This window comes from Pseudomonas sp. PA-6-3C (genome assembly GCF_021605825.1).
Taxonomy (GTDB): Bacteria; Pseudomonadota; Gammaproteobacteria; order Pseudomonadales; family Pseudomonadaceae; genus Aquipseudomonas; species Aquipseudomonas edaphica.
Map to the genome: position 1 here is coordinate 160,536 of NZ_WKDV01000001.1, position 18,762 is coordinate 179,297.

At 57.3% G+C, this 18,762-nt stretch carries 14 protein-coding genes; 4 read left to right on the forward strand and 10 right to left on the reverse strand.

The genetic code is table 11. From position 1 onward, the window contains the following. Nucleotides 1-7: 7 nt before the first annotated feature. The 9 genes from GIW48_RS00815 to GIW48_RS00850 all read right to left on the reverse strand — a co-directional run bounded on the left by GIW48_RS00815 (nt 8) and on the right by GIW48_RS00850 (nt 13,502). Nucleotides 8-1,018, reverse strand: a complete 1,011-nt coding sequence (locus GIW48_RS00815; RefSeq protein ID WP_026013789.1) for an ABC transporter permease subunit — start codon at nt 1,016-1,018, stop codon at nt 8-10. Nucleotides 1,019-1,095: 77 nt separating this feature from the next. Further along, on the reverse strand, nt 1,096-2,694 hold the full coding sequence (locus GIW48_RS00820) for an ABC transporter substrate-binding protein (RefSeq protein WP_017138284.1): 1,599 nt from the start codon (nt 2,692-2,694) through the stop codon (nt 1,096-1,098). Between the two features lie 80 nt (nt 2,695-2,774). Continuing rightward, nucleotides 2,775-4,169, reverse strand: coding sequence for an OprD family porin (locus GIW48_RS00825; protein ID WP_017138283.1), 1,395 nt, complete (start codon nt 4,167-4,169; stop codon nt 2,775-2,777). A 170-nt stretch (nt 4,170-4,339) separates the two neighbouring features. Further along, entirely contained in the window at nt 4,340-5,884 is a 1,545-nt protein-coding gene (locus GIW48_RS00830) for an ABC transporter substrate-binding protein (RefSeq protein WP_370589437.1), read from the reverse strand. 364 nt (nt 5,885-6,248) lie between these two features. Next, nucleotides 6,249-7,877, reverse strand: a complete 1,629-nt coding sequence (locus GIW48_RS00835; RefSeq protein WP_017138281.1) for an ABC transporter substrate-binding protein — start codon at nt 7,875-7,877, stop codon at nt 6,249-6,251. Nucleotides 7,878-8,135: 258 nt separating this feature from the next. Then, nucleotides 8,136-9,737 (reverse strand): ABC transporter substrate-binding protein, encoded by a 1,602-nt coding sequence (locus GIW48_RS00840; RefSeq protein ID WP_169986868.1) that lies wholly within the window; start codon nt 9,735-9,737, stop codon nt 8,136-8,138. A gap of 142 nt (nt 9,738-9,879) precedes the next feature. Continuing rightward, complete coding sequence (locus tag GIW48_RS29730) at nt 9,880-10,659, reverse strand: hypothetical protein (protein WP_329606093.1); 780 nt, start codon at nt 10,657-10,659, stop codon at nt 9,880-9,882. A 2-nt stretch (nt 10,660-10,661) separates the two neighbouring features. Next, nucleotides 10,662-12,023, reverse strand: a complete 1,362-nt coding sequence (locus tag GIW48_RS29735; RefSeq protein ID WP_329606092.1) for a hypothetical protein — start codon at nt 12,021-12,023, stop codon at nt 10,662-10,664. 765 nt (nt 12,024-12,788) lie between these two features. Then, nucleotides 12,789-13,502, reverse strand: coding sequence for an SIMPL domain-containing protein (locus GIW48_RS00850; RefSeq protein ID WP_017138278.1), 714 nt, complete (start codon nt 13,500-13,502; stop codon nt 12,789-12,791). Nucleotides 13,503-13,707: 205 nt separating this feature from the next. On the opposite strand from GIW48_RS00850, the gene GIW48_RS00855 reads away from it, so the two are divergent. The 3 genes from GIW48_RS00855 to GIW48_RS00865 all read left to right on the forward strand — a co-directional run bounded on the left by GIW48_RS00855 (nt 13,708) and on the right by GIW48_RS00865 (nt 17,347). Beyond that, complete coding sequence (locus GIW48_RS00855; protein WP_017138277.1) at nt 13,708-14,970, forward strand: ATP-binding protein; 1,263 nt, start codon at nt 13,708-13,710, stop codon at nt 14,968-14,970. After that, complete coding sequence (locus GIW48_RS00860) at nt 14,963-15,523, forward strand: response regulator transcription factor (protein ID WP_003171731.1); 561 nt, start codon at nt 14,963-14,965, stop codon at nt 15,521-15,523. The genes GIW48_RS00855 and GIW48_RS00860 overlap by 8 nt, the downstream gene beginning before the upstream one ends. Nucleotides 15,524-15,622: 99 nt before the next feature. After that, nucleotides 15,623-17,347, forward strand: coding sequence for an ABC transporter ATP-binding protein/permease (locus GIW48_RS00865; protein ID WP_138449137.1), 1,725 nt, complete (start codon nt 15,623-15,625; stop codon nt 17,345-17,347). 193 nt (nt 17,348-17,540) lie between these two features. On the opposite strand, the gene GIW48_RS00870 is transcribed toward GIW48_RS00865, so the two are convergent. Continuing rightward, nucleotides 17,541-17,978 carry a YhcB family protein gene (locus GIW48_RS00870; RefSeq protein WP_017138275.1) on the reverse strand — a complete coding sequence of 146 codons (438 nt, stop codon included), beginning with the start codon at nt 17,976-17,978 and terminating at the stop codon, nt 17,541-17,543. 147 nt (nt 17,979-18,125) lie between these two features. Between GIW48_RS00870 and GIW48_RS00875 the strand changes: the two genes are divergently transcribed. Further along, nucleotides 18,126-18,755: an alpha/beta hydrolase gene (locus tag GIW48_RS00875; RefSeq protein ID WP_138449139.1), complete on the forward strand. Its 630-nt coding sequence runs from the start codon at nt 18,126-18,128 to the stop codon at nt 18,753-18,755. Nucleotides 18,756-18,762 lie beyond the last annotated feature (7 nt).

Here is an 18,762-nt window from a genome sequence, read left to right on the forward strand (position 1 = left end):
CATGATCTCAGCGCTGGTGACGGATGCGTGGGTTGGCGAAGCCGTAGAGGATATCCACCACGAAGTTCACCATGATCACCAGGCAGGCGATCAGCAAGATGCCGTTTTGCACCACCGGGTAGTCCCGCGCGCCAATGGCTTCGATCAGCCATTTGCCGATGCCGGGCCACGAGAAGATGGTTTCGGTCAGGACCGCACCGGCCAGCAGGGTGCCGACTTGCAGGCCGACCACGGTCAGTACCGGGATCAGCGCGTTACGCAGGCCGTGCACGAATACCACGCGCGCCGGCGACAGGCCTTTGGCCTTGGCGGTGCGGATGTAGTCTTCGCGCAGTACTTCGAGCATCGACGAACGGGTCATGCGCGCAATCACCGCCAGCGGGATGGTGCCGAGCACGATGGCCGGCAGGATCAGGTGGTGCAGGGCATCCCAGAACGCGTCCGGCTCGTCAGCCAGCAAGGTGTCGATCAGCATGAAGCCAGTGCGCGGCTCGATGTCGTAGAGCAGGTCGATACGCCCGGAAACCGGGGTCCAGCCCAGGCTCACCGAGAAGAACATGATCAGGATCAGGCCCCACCAGAAGATCGGCATCGAATATCCCGCAAGGGAGATGCCCATCACCCCATGGTCGAACAGGGATCCTCGTTTAAGGGCCGCGATCACCCCGGCCAACAGGCCCAGGATACCGGCGAACAACAGGGCGGCCATGGACAGTTCCAGGGTCGCAGGGAAGAGGGCGGTGAATTCGGTCCACACGCTGGTGCGCGTGCGCAGGGATTCGCCGAGGTCGCCGTGGGCGAGCTTGCCTACATAGTCAAAGTATTGCGCATAGAGCGGCTTGTTCAGGCCAAGGCGTTCCATTGCCTGTGCGTGCATCTCGGGGTCGACACGGCGTTCGCCCATCATGACTTCTACGGGGTCGCCGGGAATCATGCGAATCAACGCAAACGTCAGCAACGTGATGCCGAAAAACGTGGGGATCAATAACCCCAATCGGCGGGCAATAAAACTAAACATCTTGTTGTGTACCTCAATCAGCCGGTTAGGCAGGTTCGGCACCGTCAATGTCGACGGTGCCGAGCGTCTTCTCTTATTTACTTCACCTGGGTGGTGGCGAAGTTATTTGTGGTCAGAGGGCTTTGGGTAAAGCCTTCGACGTTTTTGCGCATGGCGGTGAACATTTTCGGGTAAGCCATGGGAATCCATGGTTGGTCTTTTTCGAAGACATCCATGGCTTGTTCGTAGAGTGTGGCCCGTTTCGAGGGTTCCTCGATGGCGCGCGCTTTGTCGATCAAGTCTTGAAACTCTTTGTTACACCAGCGGGCGTAGTTTTCGCCGTTTTTCGCTGCATCGCAACTCAGGTTTGGCGTGAGGAAGTTATCCGGGTCCCCGTTATCCCCTGCCCAACCGGCGGAAACCATGTCGTGCTCGCCGTTTTTGGCACGCTTGAGCATCTCGCCCCATTCCATCACTTTGATGTTCACTTTCAGGCCGATCTGCGCCAGATCCGCCTGCATGCGCTGGGCGCCGAGCATCGGGTTGGGGTTGGTCGGGCCGCCGCCATTACGGGTGAACAGGGTGAACTCGGTGCCTTCCGGTACGCCGGCTTCCTTGAGCAGGGCGCGGGCCTTGTCGAGGTCACGGGTTGGGTTTTTCAGCTTGTCGCTGAAACCCAGCAGCGTTGGCGGGTACGGGCCGGTGGCATCAATGGCATTGCCTTTGCCGTACAGGGATTCGTTGTAGCCTTTTTTGTCGAACGCGATGTTGATCGCGTGACGCACCCGCGCGTCGCTCATGTACTTGTGAGTGGTGTTCAGCGCAGTGTAGGCGGTGGTCATCGCCGCCAGCTCCGCAACCTTCAGGTTCGGGTCAGCCTTCATGCTCGGCACGTCATCCGGTTTCGGATACAGCGCGATCTGGCACTCGTTGGCCTTGAGCTTCTGCAGGCGCACATTGTTGTCGGTGGTGATCGCTAGGATCAGCGGGTCAGCTGGCGGTTTGCCACGGAAGTAGTCCGGGTTGGCCTTGAAACGCACCTGGGCGTCTTTGGCGTAACGGGTGAAGATGAACGGGCCGGTGCCGATGGGCTTGGCGTTCAGGTCATCGGTCCTGCCGGACTTGAGTAACTGGTCGGCGTATTCGGCGGAGTGAATCGAGGAAAACGCCATGGCCAGGTCGGCCAAAAACGGTGCTTCAGGACGGGTCAGAGTAAAGACGACGGTGTGATCGTCGGTCTTCTCTACGCTCTTGAGCAGTTCCTTGAAGCCCATGCTTTCGAAATACGGGTAGCCCACGAGAGACTTGTTGTGCCAAGGGTGATTCGGGTCCAGCTGGCGCTGAAAGCTCCAAAGCACGTCGTCGGCGTTCATGTTGCGCGTGGGTTTGAAGTAGTCGGTGGTGTGGAACTTTACATCGTCACGCAGGTGGAAGGTGTAGGTCAGGCCATCAGCGCTGATCTCGGGCAGGGCCTTGGCCAGTGCCGGTACAACTTCGGTGGTGCCGGGCTTGAAGTCCACCAGGCGGTTGAACATGGTTTCAGCGGCGGCGTCGGCGGTTACTGCGGTGGTGTACAGAACCGGGTCAAAACCTTCCGGGCTGGCTTCGGTGCAGACCACCAGCGGTTTGGCTGAAACGCCGATCGCAACGCTCAACAGCGCAGCGGCAATGGCAGCTTGTAGCGGGAGCATTTTCATTCAGAGCCCTCTGCAATCGATTAAACCAGACAAGCGTAGACGGCGGGCTCGTGATGAGCCCGCCGTCTACCTGGCGCTAATTAAAGAATGTTGAACGGGATGGTGGTGACCAGGCGGAACTCACGGATGTTGCCGTCAGCCTGGTTGGCGCTGGCACGGTGAGTCACGTAGGTACCACGGATGGTGGTGGCCTTGAGTGGGCCGCTCTGCAGGGCGTAGGAAGTACCGATGCCGTATTCCTGGTGTTTCTCGCCATCCTGATTCTGGATGCCGTTGTAAGCGAAGCCTTTCACGCCGCCGTCGCCGGTGTAGTGAGTGCCGTCGATGCCCCAGCCGCGAGCCGAGTAGATGTTGAACTTCAGGCCAGGCACGCCGTATTCGGCCATGTTGAGGCCGTAAGCGACCTGGAACGATTTCTCGTTCGGGCCGTTAAAGTCGGACGTCAGGGAGTTGGCCAGGTAGATGCCGTTGGTTTCGTGCAGGTAGTCGAAGTACTCGTTACCGTTAACTTCCTGGTACGAGAAGGTCAGGCTGTGAGCCTGGTGAGTCAGGCCCAGCGACAGCGAGTAGGTGTCGTTGTCGATCTTGCCCATCAACTTTTTGCCTTCGTCGACGGTCTTGTAGTAGTTCAGGCCGGTGGTCAGGGCCAGGGTCTGAGCATCACCCAGTTCGTGGGTGGCGCCGAAGTAGTACTGGTTCCAGAAGTCTTTGACTTGAGCGCCAAAGAAGCTGGTTTTCAGGCTCTTGAACGGCTGGTAGTTCACGCCGGCGGTGTAGACGTGATCCGCTTCCTGGCCATTGCCGTATTCACTGCGGAATTTCGACAGGCTCTGTTCGGTACGTGGCGACACGCGGTCGAAGTAAGCGCCCTGGAACGACAGGTTGCTGAATTCTTCGCTGTTCAGGGCGAAACCTTCGAAGCTCGATGGCAGCGCACGGTTGCCGATGGTGTCGACGATGCCGCTGCTGAAGTTCTGGCGACCGGCGGTCAAGGTGGTGTTCGACACACGGAACTTCACGTTGGCCAGGCCCAGTTTGCTCCACTGGTCGACTGCATCACCGTTGGAGTCGGCCAGGGTACGGTTGGAACCACCCTTGATGTCGCGCTTGCTGCGGTCCAGAACCAGAGCGTTGTAGGCCGCGACTTCGGTAGCGACGCCCACGGTGCCTTGGGTAAAGCCCGAGCTCAGGTTGAGGATGGTGCCCTGTACCCAGTTGGTACGGTAAGCGTCAGTGCGCGCTTCGCCGTGCTTCTGGTAGGTGAACTTGCCGCCACGGAACTTCTGTTCGTTGGAGAACCAGTTACGGGTGGTACCGCCCAGGCTTGCGCCGTCGACAAAGCCTTTGGCCTCGCTTTGGGCACTGGTGCCGGCCAATGTGGTTGGAACGAAGTCCTGGCTCTGGGTTTCAGCGAAGGCGGTTGCCGTGATGCTGCTGATGGCCAGGGCCAGAAGCGCTTTGCTGCTCAGTTTCATGGGTGGAGCTCCTTTGGTTCTCTTTTTAATGCCGGTCTTTTTAGGTGAACCGGCTATTGGGTGTGTAACTCGTTCAAGCTATTGCAAACGTTTGCCGTAGGATAAATCCCAACAAAAGGCTGCACGTTTGCTACGGAGCCGATTTGGCTCCGCACCATCCGGTTATTTTCTTATGGGTTGAAACTGACGCCCGAGAACACGTTGCGGCCGAAGGGGCTGACTTTGAAACCTTCGACTTTGGCGCTTAACGGCTGGTTGACCGTCGAGTGGGCGACTGGCGTGATTGGCACTTGCTGTTTAAGCAATTGCTGCGCCTGTTTGTACAGAACAGTCCTTTGTTCGCGGTCGGTCACGACCTTGGCTTGCTTGATCAGCTTGTCGTACGCCGGGTCACACCACATGGAGTAGTTGTTCCCGCCGATGGCGTCGCAGCTGTAGAGGGTGCCCAGCCAGTTGTCCGGGTCACCGTTGTCGCCGGTCCAGCCGATCAGGCTGATATCGTGCTCGCCGTTTTTGGTGCGCTTGATGTACTCGCCCCATTCGTAGCTGACGATCTTGACCTTGAGGCCGATCTTGGCCCAATCGCTTTGCAGCATTTCGGCCATCAGCTTGGCGTTGGGGTTGTACGGGCGCTGCACCGGCATGGCCCACAGGGTGATCTCGGTGCCTTCTTTAACGCCGGCGGCCTTGAGCAGTTGCTTGGCTTTTTCCGGGTTGTAGGCGGCGTCCTTGATGCTGTCGTCGTAGGACCACTGGGTCGGCGGCATGGCGTTGACCGCCAGTTGGCCCGCGCCCTGGTACACGGCATTGAGGATGCTTTGCTTGTTCACCGCCATGTCCAGCGCCTGGCGCACTTCGAGCTGGTCGAAAGGTTTGTGGCGCACGTTGTAGGCGATGTAGCCGAGGTTGAAACCTGGCTTGGTCAACAGTTGCAGGTTCGGGTCGGCCTTGAGCGCGTCGACGTCAGCGGGGCGCGGGTGCAGGGTCACCTGGCACTCGCCAGCCTTGAGCTTCTGCACCCGCACCGAGGCGTCGGTGTTGATGGCGAAAATCAGTTGGTCCAGCTTGACGCGGCTCGGGTCCCAGTACTGCTTGTTGCCCACATAACGGATCTGCGAGTCTTTCTGGTAGCGCTGGAATACGAACGGGCCTGTGCCGATCGGCTTCTGGTTGATGTCGCTGGGTTTACCTTGTTTAAGCAACTGTTCGGCGTACTCGGCCGACAGGATCGAGGCAAAGCTCATGGCGATGTTTTGCACAAACGCGGCATCAACCGTGTTCAGGGTCATCACCACGGTGTAAGGGCCGGTCTTCTCGACCTTGGCGATGTTCTTGTTCAGGCTCATCCCGTTGAAGTATGGAAACTCGGTGGGGTAGGCCTTGCGAAACGGGTATTCAGGGTCGAGCATGCGGTTGAAGGTGAACAGCACGTCGTCGGCGTTGAAGTCGCGCGTCGGCTTGAATTCCTTGTTGCTGTGGAACTTCACCCCTTCACGCAGGTGAAAGGTGTAAGTCAGGCCGTCTTCGGAAATATCCCACTTGGTTGCCAGCCCAGGCACCACGTCAGTCGCGCCTTTTTCGAATTCAACCAGGCGGTTGTACAAGGGCTCCGCCGCGTCGTTGTCGGTGGCGGTGGTGTACTGCGCGGTGTCGAACCCGGCCGGGCTGCCTTCAGAGCAGAACACCAGGCTCTTCTTTTCGGCGGCTTGGCCCATCGTGGCCACAGCCAGCAGGCTGGTGCCAAAAATTGCGGATAGAACAGTGGTATGGCGCATGACGATCCCGATCCTTGTTTGTTGTTGTCACCAGCGAACAATCACCCAGGCGTCAGGCCTGGGAGACATCACTGATCCCACATACAGCAAGTGCCTTTCCTAGGTTGGAGCCTCTGCTGTCCTACGACGGTATGGGTCGCGGAGCTTGCAGTAAATGCGCCAAAACGGATTGACCTTGTAGGCAACGGATGCACATGTCGCAGTTCATTGCTGTAGGACGGCAATGTTGCGGATGTGGTCTGTTTCCTACGGTCTGGGCGGATGCAATAACGGCGACGTTATGAAACGTCGCCGCTACTGAGCCTTACTTGCCGCTTACGCTAACGCCGTAGAAGGAGTTCAAGCCAAACGGGCTGATCTTGAAGTCCTGCACGGTGTTGCGCATGGGTTGATACACCGTCGAGTGCGCGATAGGTGTCATCGGGACTGCATCTTTGAGGATATGTTGCGCCTGCTTGTACAGCTCGGTGCGTTTGGCGACATCCGATGTGGCTTTGGCTTCTTTGACGATGCCGTCGAATTTCTTGTCGCACCATTTGGAGAAGTTGTTACCGGACAGCGAGTCGCAGCCGAACAGCACGTTCAGCCAGTTGTCAGGGTCACCATTGTCACCGCTCCAGCCAATGATCATGGCCTGGTTCTCGCCGCCTTTGGAACGCTTGATGTACTCGCCCCACTCGTAGCTGACAATGTTGACCTTCAGGCCGATCTGTTTCCAGTCGTTCTGCAGCATCTCGGCCATCAGCTTGGCGTTCGGGTTGTACGGACGTTGAACCGGCATGGCCCACAGGGTGATTTCGGTGCCTTCCTTGACGCCCGCTTCCTTGAGCAAAGCCTTGGCTTTGGTCACATCATGCGGGGCATCCTTGATGGTGGTGTCGTAGGACCACTGGGTCGGCGGCATGGCGTTGACGGCCAGTTGGCCTGCGCCCTGGTACACGGAGTCGATGATCTGCTGCTTGTTCACCGACATGTCCAGCGCTTCACGTACACGCAGGTCAGACAGTGGGTTGGCGGCGGTCTGGCCCTTGAGCACCGGCATAACGTTGTAAGCGATGTAACCCAGGTTGAAACCGGCCTGGTGCGGCAGTTTCAGGTCCTTGTCTTCACCCAGCGCCTTGAGGTCGGCTGGACGCGGGAACAGGGTCACCTGGCATTCGTTTTTCTTCAGCTTCTGGATACGCACCGACGGGTCAGTGGTGATGGCGAAGATCAGGTTGTCGATCTTCACGTCTTCAGGCTTCCAGTAATCCTTGTTGCCGGTGTAACGGATGTTGGAGTCTTTCTGGTAGCTCTTGAACACGAACGGGCCAGTGCCGATTGGCTTCTGGTTGATGTCCTGTGCCTTGCCTTCTTTCAACAGTTGGGCGGCGTATTCAGCCGACTGGATCGACGCGAAGCTCATCGCCAGGTTCTGGATGAAAGCGGCGTCCACAGTGCCAAGGGTGAACTTGACGGTGTGGTCATCGACTTTCTCGATGTTCTTGATGTTGGTGTCCATCCCCATGTCCGTGAAGTACGGGAACTCGGTGGGGTAGGCTTTGCGAAACGGGTCGTCCTTATTGATCATGCGGTTGAACGTGAACAGCACGTCATCAGCATTGAAGGTACGGGTCGGCTTGAAGTACGAGGTGGTGTGGAACTTCACGCCATCACGCAGGTGGAAGGTGTACGTCAGGCCATCCGGGGAAACGTCCCAGCTGGTGGCCAGCCCAGGAATCACAGCAGTGCCGCCGCGTTCGAACTGGGTCAGACGGTTGAACATGGTTTCGGCCGAGGCATCGAAGTCTGTTCCGGTGGTGTACTGGCCTGGGTCGAAACCGGCCGGGCTCCCTTCGGAGCAGAACACCAGGTTAGTCGCCGCTTGGGCGAATGGAGCTGCGGCCATAAGGCCAGCACTCACTAAAAGCGGAAGGACTGCGTGTTTAAGCATGTTGGCCTCATGATTTGTTGTCATTTTTGGTGGTGAGGGCGACCTCGTGAGTCGGCCTGCGGATACTTATGCAGGGGCCATACCCATTGCAAGATGCTGAACCGTTGCGAGAGGCAAACTGTGGTACGAACGTACAGGAATGTCGCATTTATGAAAGTTTGTACATAAATGCATATATATAGAGGGTTTTTTCGGTGCATTGTGCGCACCAAAAAGGCCCAGCCGAGGCGTCTGGCGCACTCGGTTGGGGCGATGATGTTACTTATCTAGACTGACGCCATAGAACGGCGTAAGCCCAAACGGGCTGATCTTGAAGTTTTGCACTTCCTTACGCAGTGGCTGGAAAACCGTCGAGTTCGCAATAGGCGTTATAGGTACTTGTTCCTTAAGTATTTTTTGCGCCTGTTGATACCACTTGATGCGTTGCTCGCGGTCGTTGCTGACCTTGGCCTGTTGCACCAGCTTGTCGTAGGCCGGGTTACACCATTTGGCGTAGTTACTGCCCTTGACGGCGGCACAACTGTAGAGCACGCCGAGCCAGTTATCCGGGTCGCCGTTGTCGCCGGTCCAGCCATAAATCATGGCGTCATGCTCGCCATTTTTGGCGCGCTTGATGTATTCGCCCCATTCGTAGCTGATTATGTTGGCCTTGATACCGACCTTCGCCCAATCCTGCTGGATCATTTGTGCCGACATGCGTGCGTTGGGGTTTGAAGCACGCTGTACCGTCATGGCCCACAAATTGATGGTGGTACCTGGTGCAACCCCTGCTTCTTTTAGTAGCGCCCGGGCCTTGGTCGGATCGTAGGGCGCATCCTTGATAGTGGGGTCATAAGACCACTGCGCCGGTGGCAGTGCGTTCTGCGCCAATTGTCCGGCGCTCTGGTAAACGGCCTTGATGATCGCGGGCTTGTCGATGGCCATGTCCAGCGCCTGGCGCACTTTGAGCTGGTCCAGCGGCGGATGCGTCACGTTATAGGCCAGGAAACCCAAGTTGAAACCGGCCTGTTGCAGCACGCGCAGGTTGGGGTCTTGTTTCATTATTTCAATGTCGGACGGACGCGGGTAACCGCTGACCTGGCATTCACCGGCCTTGAGTTTCTGCAGGCGCGCGGCGGCGTCCGGGGTGATGGCGAATACCAGATTGTCGAGCTTCACATCCTCGGGCTTCCAATACTGCTTATTGGCCACGTAGCGAATCTGCGAATCTTTCTGGTAGCGCTTGAACACAAACGGGCCTGTGCCCACCGGCTTCTGATTGATCTGCTCGGCTTTGCCTTCTTTTAACAGTTGGGCGGCGTATTCGGCTGATTGCACCGAAGCGAAGCTCATGGCCAGGTTCTGTACGAACGAGGCATCGACATTGTTCAGGTTGAACTGCACGGTGTGGTTGTCGAGTTTCTCGACGTTTTTGATCGTGGTGTTCAAACCCATGTCAGTGAAGTAAGGCGATTCTGACGGGTAAGCCTTGCGAAACGGGCTGTTGGCATCGAGCAAGCGATTGAACGTGAACAGCACATCATCCGCATTGAAGTCACGGGTAGGGGTGAAGTAGTCGGTGGTGTGGAATTTGACGCCATCGCGCAGGTGGAAGGTGTAGGTCAGGCCGTCTTTGGAGACCTCCCAGCTTGTTGCAAGGCCAGGCTCTACCTCGGTGCCACCGCGCTTGAACTGGGTCAGGCGGTTAAAGACGGTTTCGGCTGAGGCATCGAAATCGGTGCCGCTGGTGTACTGGCTGGGGTCGAAGCCGGCGGGGCTGGCTTCGGAGCAGTAGACCAGGGTAGTCGCCGCCTGAGCGGTCGGCATCAAGGCCAGGAGGCCGGCGGCAAGGAGCAACGGTTTTAAGGTGATTCTTTCCATGGAGACCCCTGAAGTGGTGGGCATATAAAAGCTGCCCAAACGGAAGCGACGGTCACCGAGGTTACCGCCGTTCAGGGTTATCAGGTAGAGACTCTGGTTCACTTAATGCAGTCAGATGATGCCCTTCGGCAGGTTCTCGCTGTTATGGTTGTGGGAAGGTCATTGGCTTATAAGTAAATGCCCACCATGAAAACGGATTCCAATAGGGATTTTTCTTTACGGGTTTGAAATTTATGGTTTTCGCCAATTCTTTGGCGACGTATTTTTCAGCTTCGTCTCTGGCCAATGCCCTATCGGCATCAGTCAGCGGGGAGTTCTGAGTTTGTTTTAGGGCTTTCAAATATTCTTTTTCTACTTTTTCAATCGCGGCATTTATTTCTTCCGGCACGAGGTTGCCTGTGAGCGTGCCACGATAGCCTTTGACAGGGCGCTGTATGAGCCTCTGAAACTCAGCCGCGAAGGAGGCATCTCCACCACTTGCAGAGTCACATGTCAGCAGCCGTATATTGTCAAACGTCTCCGGGTGAATACCTGCGTCTTTAAGTGTCTGAAGTAGCTCTTCGGGCGTATGGAGTTTTCCGGCATATGAAACTTTCGCGATACCAGTAGCAGGGTCGACGCTCCCATGGACGAGTATGTTGAGTCGTTCTGCACTGCCTTTTTTGTTGAAATCGGTAAATGTGTAGAGTTTTTTGTCAAGGGCGTTTAGGTCATTGAGTTCTCCACTCAGAATTACGTTTTTTTCAGGCGTAGAAAAAAGAGCCTCGCCGGTCGGTAAGTCTTCAATGGACCTTAGAATCGAACGTTTACTGTTTTGCGCTTCGATTGTCGGGGGCACGCCTTCTGTCTCAATGGCCGGTGGCGTACTCGGTTCGTTTGGCGCGGCGTGGGTGGCGGGGTGTATATCGCTTTCGCTCGACACTTTTATGTTTCGCTCAAAATCAAAACTCTTGGTCTGCTCATTGTATTTCCAGCCGTAAACTTCGCTGCCCGCGGTAGTAGGTCCGATGGGGCTTCACCCAACCCTGCATCCGTCCCAATTTGTGCAACTTCGTGCGCGAGTTGCAGGGCAGATATCACCGCGGCAGCAGTGCCGCCAACGCGATCGCTGGCTGTCATACCCGTGGCGGCGTCATGAATGCCAAACACGATATTGCCCGTATTGCCGACAACGGGGACGTAACCGAAGGTATTGCCCCACGCCTCTTTCGCGGCCTTCCACGATTGCTTCGAGGCACCAAACACCTGCGTCTGATCGTCCGATTTTGCATTTTTGGTGTTCATCTCCTGATAGGCGTGGGCAATACCGGAGTTAAGGCTTCCAAACTTTAAATAATAGTGTGAATTTCGCGACTGGGTATAATTAAAAGTCTCCTCCGCCGGTACAACTTTTTCGCTGGTTTTACCGGCACGCCCCGGGTAGGTGGCACCTTTACCGATAATCAAATTTTCGAGTACATCGCCCGCCGGGGGCCAATGGGTATTTTGGCCGCCCTGCCTGTCCTTGGAGTTGAAACTCCGTAGCAACTCATTACGGTTTTCTTTTGCCCAACTGGCAAATTCATCATCGCCGTCTATTTTACTGACCTTGCCGTTCTTCAAGTCAATCATCAGGCCTCTATTGGGCCGGTGAACATAATCGCCATGGTAGTTTTTGTAAGGGATAAACGCATACCCGGCCAGCGGATAGCCGTAGATATTTGGAATAACCACGTTGCCGTTTTTGTCTAGTGTTCGGTCGATGGCTTCTTGTGCCTCAGCCCCGAGCGCCTTATAACTTTCCTTGTCGTTGCGCAGACTGCGCAAGGTGCCCCGCACTACATAGGCATCGGCCAACCCTGAGCGCTTCGCCAGTGCGCCCGAATGATCCGCCATGGGCTTGATTATCTCGTTTTTCCAATGATGCTGAAGCTTGGCGCCCATCGACTCCAAGTCGTTAATTTTATTTCGGTCTTCTGGCCTGATTTGCATGCTTTGGGCATTAATCACGCCGCCTCCCGCGGGCCTATCGTGCTTAAGGGCTCCGGCTGCAATCTCCCATGCAAAGTAGGTGCGCTCGTCTTTGCTGGTCAGGTGAGAAGCACCATTAAGCTCCTTGGTGTAAGCGGTGAACGTCACCGTGATTGTTTCATGCGGGTCATACCCGGCTGCCAGCAAACCGCCACTGAAGTAACCTGCGGGTTCCATGTATTGACGGGCATCTTGGAATTTAATATTCCTTTCGCCTTCGCTACCGTGTTCCACAAGCTTTAACTTCCACCTTACGCGATCCGCATAGTCACCCATACGTGCCTCCCGTTCTTGCAGGGAGGCGTTCGCCGCGGGTGGAGTGACGCTCCATCCATAAATGACTCCCGGGATATTACCCGGTTTAAGATCGTCGAAGGGCGAGTGTCCATGAAACCCACCGCGATAAAACGGCTGGCCCCTCGGTAAACCTCTTGAATTTCTATCCGGAGGGGATAGATCGCGAGTGACGCGATTGCCCATGTGTGCTTGTTCTGGATAGTTTGAATCCAAGGGAGTAGTTGGTGTAGCGCAAGCGTGCAGCGAAGAGGGTGCCATTGTTTGCATGGTCGGCTCGATTTACTGAGTGGGTTGTGAACTTAACTGTCGATCCTCACTGGGCAGCAGGCGGCCGCAAGTTTACGCTGCGGTGCAATAGCAGGCATCGCACAGAGAACGTCGAATAAACACGTTGCTTGTTAAGTTAAGGCAGCAGTGATGATCACTCAGTGGGGGGCTGGACGCGTCGAGTTCCACTTTACACCCTGGTTGAGCACGTAAAGTTGATGCTTAAACTTATTCCGACTGTGCAGAAGAAAAGTTTTACATGAAGGTACTGTCAACTGTTGCATGGCAGTTTGAGTGGGAAAGCTTTCCACTTGAAATTTTACGGTCGTCGTTAATGAAATGTTGCTGTATGGCGTTCGAGCGCGGCGATGTGAGTTGTGATTTTGCGATGTCGGTGTGGGGCTGTTGGGCGACATAAGCGCGGTCAAAAAAAAGCGCAGCCTGTCAGGCTGCGCCGTTTCTAATATCGCAAAGGGTTTAGTGCAAGACCTCAATCACCCCATCAGCGCTCATGTTGACCTGGCTGGTGCCGGCTTCTACTTCTGGCGTTGGCGCCGAATCCGCCATGGCCGCCTTCATCATCATCCCGCCATTGCGGGCGTAAGGCATCGGGTAACCATTGGTGTTGAAGTTCAGGTTGACGATCTTGTAGCCCTTGCCACCCAACGCGTCAGTTGCGAGCTGGGCACGGGCCTTGAACGCGGCGACCGCATCCTTGAGCAACGCATCTTCGCTGGCCTTGCGCGTGGTGTCGGCGATGGCGAAGTCCATGTTTTCCATTTTCAGGGTGTTCAACAGCTCGCCAGTGAGTTTGGACAGTGCCGGGAAGTCGGCGCTTTCCAGACGCAGTTCGGCGCGTTCGCGCCAACCGGTGATCTTCTGGTTCTTGCTGTCGTAGATCGGGTAGCTGTTGCGGCTGCCTTGGCGCAGGGTTACGGCTTTGACTTCACGTGCCTGGCCCAACGCCTTGTTCATGGTGTTGGTGATTTCGGCAGCAAGCTTGGCCGGGTCGGCATTTTGCGATTCGGTGTACAGCGTGACGATCATCTTGTCGCGGGCAACCTCCTGGCTGACCTCGGCGCGCAGGGAAATCTGGTTGTAGTTCAGCCCTTCGGCTGCCAAAGCGGGGAGGCTGGCAAGGGTGGCGACGCCCAGGGTGATAACAGCTGCACTGCGAGTGAAACGAGACATGGAAGCTCCTTAAGGTGTTCGTATCGGGTATGACTGTAGACGGTGGTATCGGGTTCTTCGGGTTTACACATTCGCTACAAGTTGTGATGGCGCCGACGAACGGTCGTTTGGCCGGCCTGCGTCAAAGAGCCACACGCGCCGTGCCAGCGGGTCTGCTTCGTTTATACTCGTGCCGATCCGCCTGCAGCGCTCACCGGGAGAGCTCATGCTCGCCGCCGTAAAACTGACTTCCGCCACACGCCAGAACCTCTGGCGCCTGACGTTCATCCGCACCCTGGTACTGGCCGCACAGGCCGGCTCCGTCGGGCTTGCCTATTGGTTCGACCTGCTGCCGCTGCCGTGGCTGCAACTGGGTGTGACCCTGGCGTTTTCCACTGTGCTGTGCGCGTTCACGGCCATCCGCCTGCGTACCACGTGGCCTGTGACCGAGTTGGAATACGCACTCCAGTTGGCCTGCGATCTGTTTATCCACAGTGTGTTGCTTTATTTCTCTGGTGGTTCCACCAACCCGTTTGTTTCTTACTACCTGGTGCCACTGACCATCGCCGCCGTGACCTTGCCATGGCGCTATTCGGTAGTGCTGTCGGGTATTGCGCTGACGCTCTATACCTTGCTGCTGGCGCAGTTCTATCCGTTGCAAACCTTTCCCATCGCCCGCGAAAACCTGCAGATCTACGGGATGTGGCTGAGCTTCGCGCTGTCTGCTGCAGTGATCACGTTCTTCGCTGCACGCATGGCCGAAGAACTGCGCCGTCAGGAAGAGCTGCGCGCCATTCGCCGCGAAGAAGGCCTGCGCGACCAGCAATTGCTGGCCGTCGCCACCCAGGCCGCGGGTGCCGCCCACGAGTTGGGCACACCACTGGCGACCATGAGCGTGCTGCTTAACGAAATGACCCAGGACCATCACGACCCGGTGTTGCAAGAAGATCTCGGCGTGCTGCGCGAACAGGTCAAGCAATGCAAGCAGACCTTGCAACAACTGGTGCGCGCCGCCGAAGCCAATCGCCGCCTGGCGGTGGAGATGCAGGACGTGACCCAGTGGCTCGACGAAGCCCTGAATCGCTGGCACCTGATGCGCCCCGAAGCCAGTTACCGTTTTCATCTATTAGGGCAGGGCAGTGTGCCGCGCATGGCGCCGCCGCCGGACCTGACCCAGGCCTTGCTCAACCTGCTGAACAACGCCGCCGACGCTTGCCCCGAAGGCTTGGGCGTGCAGCTGGACTGGGACGCGGAAAACGTCACCATCAGCATTCGTGACCACGGCGCGGGCGTGCCGCTGGCCATTGCCGAACAGATCGGCAAACCCTTCTTTACCACCAAGGGCAAAGGCTTCGGCCTCGGCCTGTTTTTGAGCAAGGCCAGCGTGACCCGCGCGGGCGGCTCAGTGAAGCTCTATAGTCATGAGGAAGGTGGCACGCTCACCGAGCTGCGCCTGCCCCGTGTCGCACGAGGAGATATCGATGAGTGACGAGATCCAAGTCGAAGGCGAAGAACTGCCGCACCTGTTGCTGGTAGATGACGACGCCACCTTTACCCGCGTGATGGCGCGCGCCATGAGCCGTCGTGGCTTTCGCGTGAGCACCGCAGGTTCGGCTGAAGAAGGCCTGACCATCGCCCAGGCCGACCTGCCGGACTACGCCGCGCTCGACCTGAAAATGGACGGCGACTCCGGCCTGGTGCTGCTGCCCAAGCTGCTGGAGCTCGACCCGGAAATGCGCGTGGTGATCCTCACCGGCTACTCCAGCATCGCCACCGCCGTTGAGGCCATCAAGCGCGGCGCCTGCAACTACCTGTGCAAGCCGGCGGATGCCGACGACGTGCTGGCTGCGTTGCTCTCAGAGCACGCCGACCTCGATACCCTGGTGCCGGAAAACCCGATGTCGGTGGACCGCCTGCAGTGGGAACACATCCAGCGCGTGCTCACCGAACACGAAGGCAATATCTCCGCCACTGCCCGTGCCCTGGGCATGCACCGTCGCACCCTGCAACGCAAGCTGCAGAAGCGTCCTGTACGGCGCTGAACAAAGTCTGAACAATCTGCTTCAGGCTGCACAGCGCGCTGAACCGATCGTCTATGATCGGTTCAAACGCCTGTCACATTTTCTTACAGAGCCTGAACGATGAATCAGAACGCTGAGTATTCCGCGGTCAACGACGCGGTGCGTGGGCAATTCTTGCGCCGAACCTGGGCGATGATCACACCGTATTGGCGTAGTGAAGAGAAGGGCAAGGCCTGGTTGTTGCTGGCTGTGGTGATTGGTCTGACGCTGTTCAGCGTGGCGATTTCCGTGTGGCTTAACCACTGGTACAAGGATTTCTACAACGCCCTGGAAAAAAAGGACACTGCGGCCTTCTGGCAACAGATCATCTATTTCTGCGGCATCGCTGCAGTGGCTATTCTCGGCGCGGTCTACCGCCTCTATCTGACCCAGATGTTGACCATTCGCTGGCGCGCGTGGCTCACCGAAAAGCACTTTGCACGCTGGCTTAACAACAAGAACTACTACCAGTTGGAGCAGGGCGGCTACACCGATAACCCGGACCAGCGGATTTCCGAAGACCTCAATAGCTTTACCTTGAACACATTAGCTCTGGGTTTGGGCCTGCTGCGCAATGTGGTCAGTCTGGTGTCGTTCTCGATTATCTTGTGGGGCGTGTCGGGCAGCATCGAAGTGTTCGGTATCACCATCCCCGGCTACATGTTCTGGTGCGCATTGCTGTATGCCGCCGTCGGCAGTTGGCTGACGCACCTGATCGGCCGTCGTTTGATCGGCCTTAGCAACCAGCAGCAACGGTTCGAAGCAGACTTGCGTTTCTCCATGGTGCGCGTGCGGGAAAATGCCGAAAGCATTGCTTTGTACAATGGCGAGTCAAACGAGAATCAACGTTTGAGTGCGCGGTTCGGCAAGGTCTGGCACAACTATTGGGACATCATGAAGGTGTCCAAGCGCCTGACATTCTTCACCGCAGGCTATGAGCAGATCGCGGTTGTCTTTGCATTTATCGTGGCGGCACCGCGCTATTTCGCCGGCAAGATCGAACTGGGCGAGCTGATGCAAATCAACTCGGCGTTCGGCAATGTGCAGGGCAACTTCAGCTGGTTTATCACCGCTTACTCCGACCTCGCCAGCTGGCGTGCCAGCAGTGACCGTCTGCTGAGTTTTCATGAGGCCATGAGCCGCAACGAACAACGTGCTCCGGCCATCGATGTGCGCCCGCAAGGCGAGCAACTGGTGGTCAAAGACCTGGGCATGGACCTGGCCGACGGCCGCCACCTGCTCACCGATGCCGACATGACGGTAGAGCCTGGCCAGCGCGTGATGCTCAGTGGGCGTTCCGGTAGCGGTAAAAGTACATTGCTGCGCGCCATGGGTGACTTGTGGCCGGCGGGCCACGGCAGCATTTGCCTGCCGGCGGCGCGTTATCTGTTCCTGCCGCAAAAGCCTTACTTGCCGATTGGCAGCCTGAAGGCCGTGTTGAGTTATCCACAAGACGACAGCACCTACCCGGCCGAACGTTATGCACAGGTCCTGGAAACTTGCCGCTTGCCGCATCTGGTCAGCCGTCTGGATGAGGCCAACCATTGGCAACGCATGCTCTCGCCCGGTGAGCAGCAACGTCTGGCCTTTGCGCGTGCCTTATTGTTCGCGCCGCAGTGGCTGTACATGGACGAAGCCACCTCGGCGATGGATGAAGAGGATGAAGCGAACCTGTATCAAGCGCTGATCGATGAACTGCCGGGCCTGAGCATCGTCAGTGTCGGCCATCGCAGCAGCCTCAAGCGTTTTCATGGGCGGCATGTGCGGATTGAGGGTGGGCTGTTGCAGGAGCAACAACCGGCTTAAGGTCTTACGCGGTCAATGTGGGAGTCGGGCTTGCCCGCGATGGCGGTGTGTCAGGCAATGGAAGCTTTGCTGATACACCGCTATCGCAGGCAAGCCAGCTCCCACAGTTGACCGGTGTCGCCTGCTTGATTGAGGCCCACAAAAAAGCCCGGCTGATCATCGATCAGCCGGGCTTTTTAGTGTTTGAAAAAACTTACTTCTTCAAACCGTAATGCTCATCCAGCATGCCTGGGGCGTTCGGCGTTTTTGGCGCGTAGTCCCGTGGCGGCTCCTGGTTTTCCCGCGGTGGCGTCAGGCGCTCCCGTGGGGCTTGCGGTGCATCGGAATGCAACGCGGCCAGCAGGCGCTGGCGGGTGATGTCGTCGAGGGCGAGGCGGTTGGCGCCATCGGCGAGATGATCCTGTACTTCCTGGTAGCTCTGGGTGAGCTTCTTGACCAGGGTCGCGGTGCTGTTGAAGTGGGTAACAACCTCGTTCTGATAACTGTCAAAACGTTCCTGAATGTCATCCAGCTGACGCTGCGTGCGGTTAGGCGCGGCATTCGGCAGCAGGCGGGCAACCAGGAATCCAATGGCGACACCGGCAACCAGGGCAAGAGTCGGCAACAACCAAACTAAGAGCGAGTGTTCCACGAGTCCTTCCTCTATAAACGGCTTTGCTTTACGTTAACGGCTCAAACCTGCGCTGTATACCGCGATTAAGCTCGCAATGATGCCATGCACAGACTTTTAGCTAGACGAGTCGACCCTTTGAGAGGTCACGGAGTTCATTCCTTGCTCATGCGTGAAACCCCCGTTTTGATCGCTGGCCCGGTGGGCCAATTGGAAGCCTTGTACCTGGATCACCCCGAGCCACGTGGCCTGGCGCTGATCTGCCACCCTAACCCGGTGCAAGGCGGGACCATGCTCAATAAAGTCGTTTCGACCCTGCAACGCACTGCCCGCGATGCTGGTTTGATTACTTTACGTTTCAATTACCGTGGCGTCGGCGCGAGCGCCGGTACTCACGACATGGCCACCGGTGAAGTGGACGATGCCGAAGCGGCGGCCACCTGGCTGCGGGAAAAGCACCCCGAGCTGCCGATCACCCTGCTCGGGTTTTCGTTCGGCGGTTATGTTGCAGCCAGTCTCGGCGGCCGCCTGGAAGCCAAGGGCGAAAAGCTTGCGCACCTGTTCATGGTTGCCGCTGCGGTGATGCGCCTGCGCGATAGCGACGTGCTGCCCCAAGGCTGCCCGTTAACCCTGATCCAGCCGGAAACCGACGAAGTGGTCGACCCACAGACCGTGTACGACTGGTCCGCCGCCCTGAAACGCCCCCATGAGCTGCTGAAAGTGGCAGAATGCGGACACTTTTTTCATGGCAAGCTCACCGATCTCAAGGATCTGGTGCTGCCGCGCCTCTCGAATTGATAGCAGT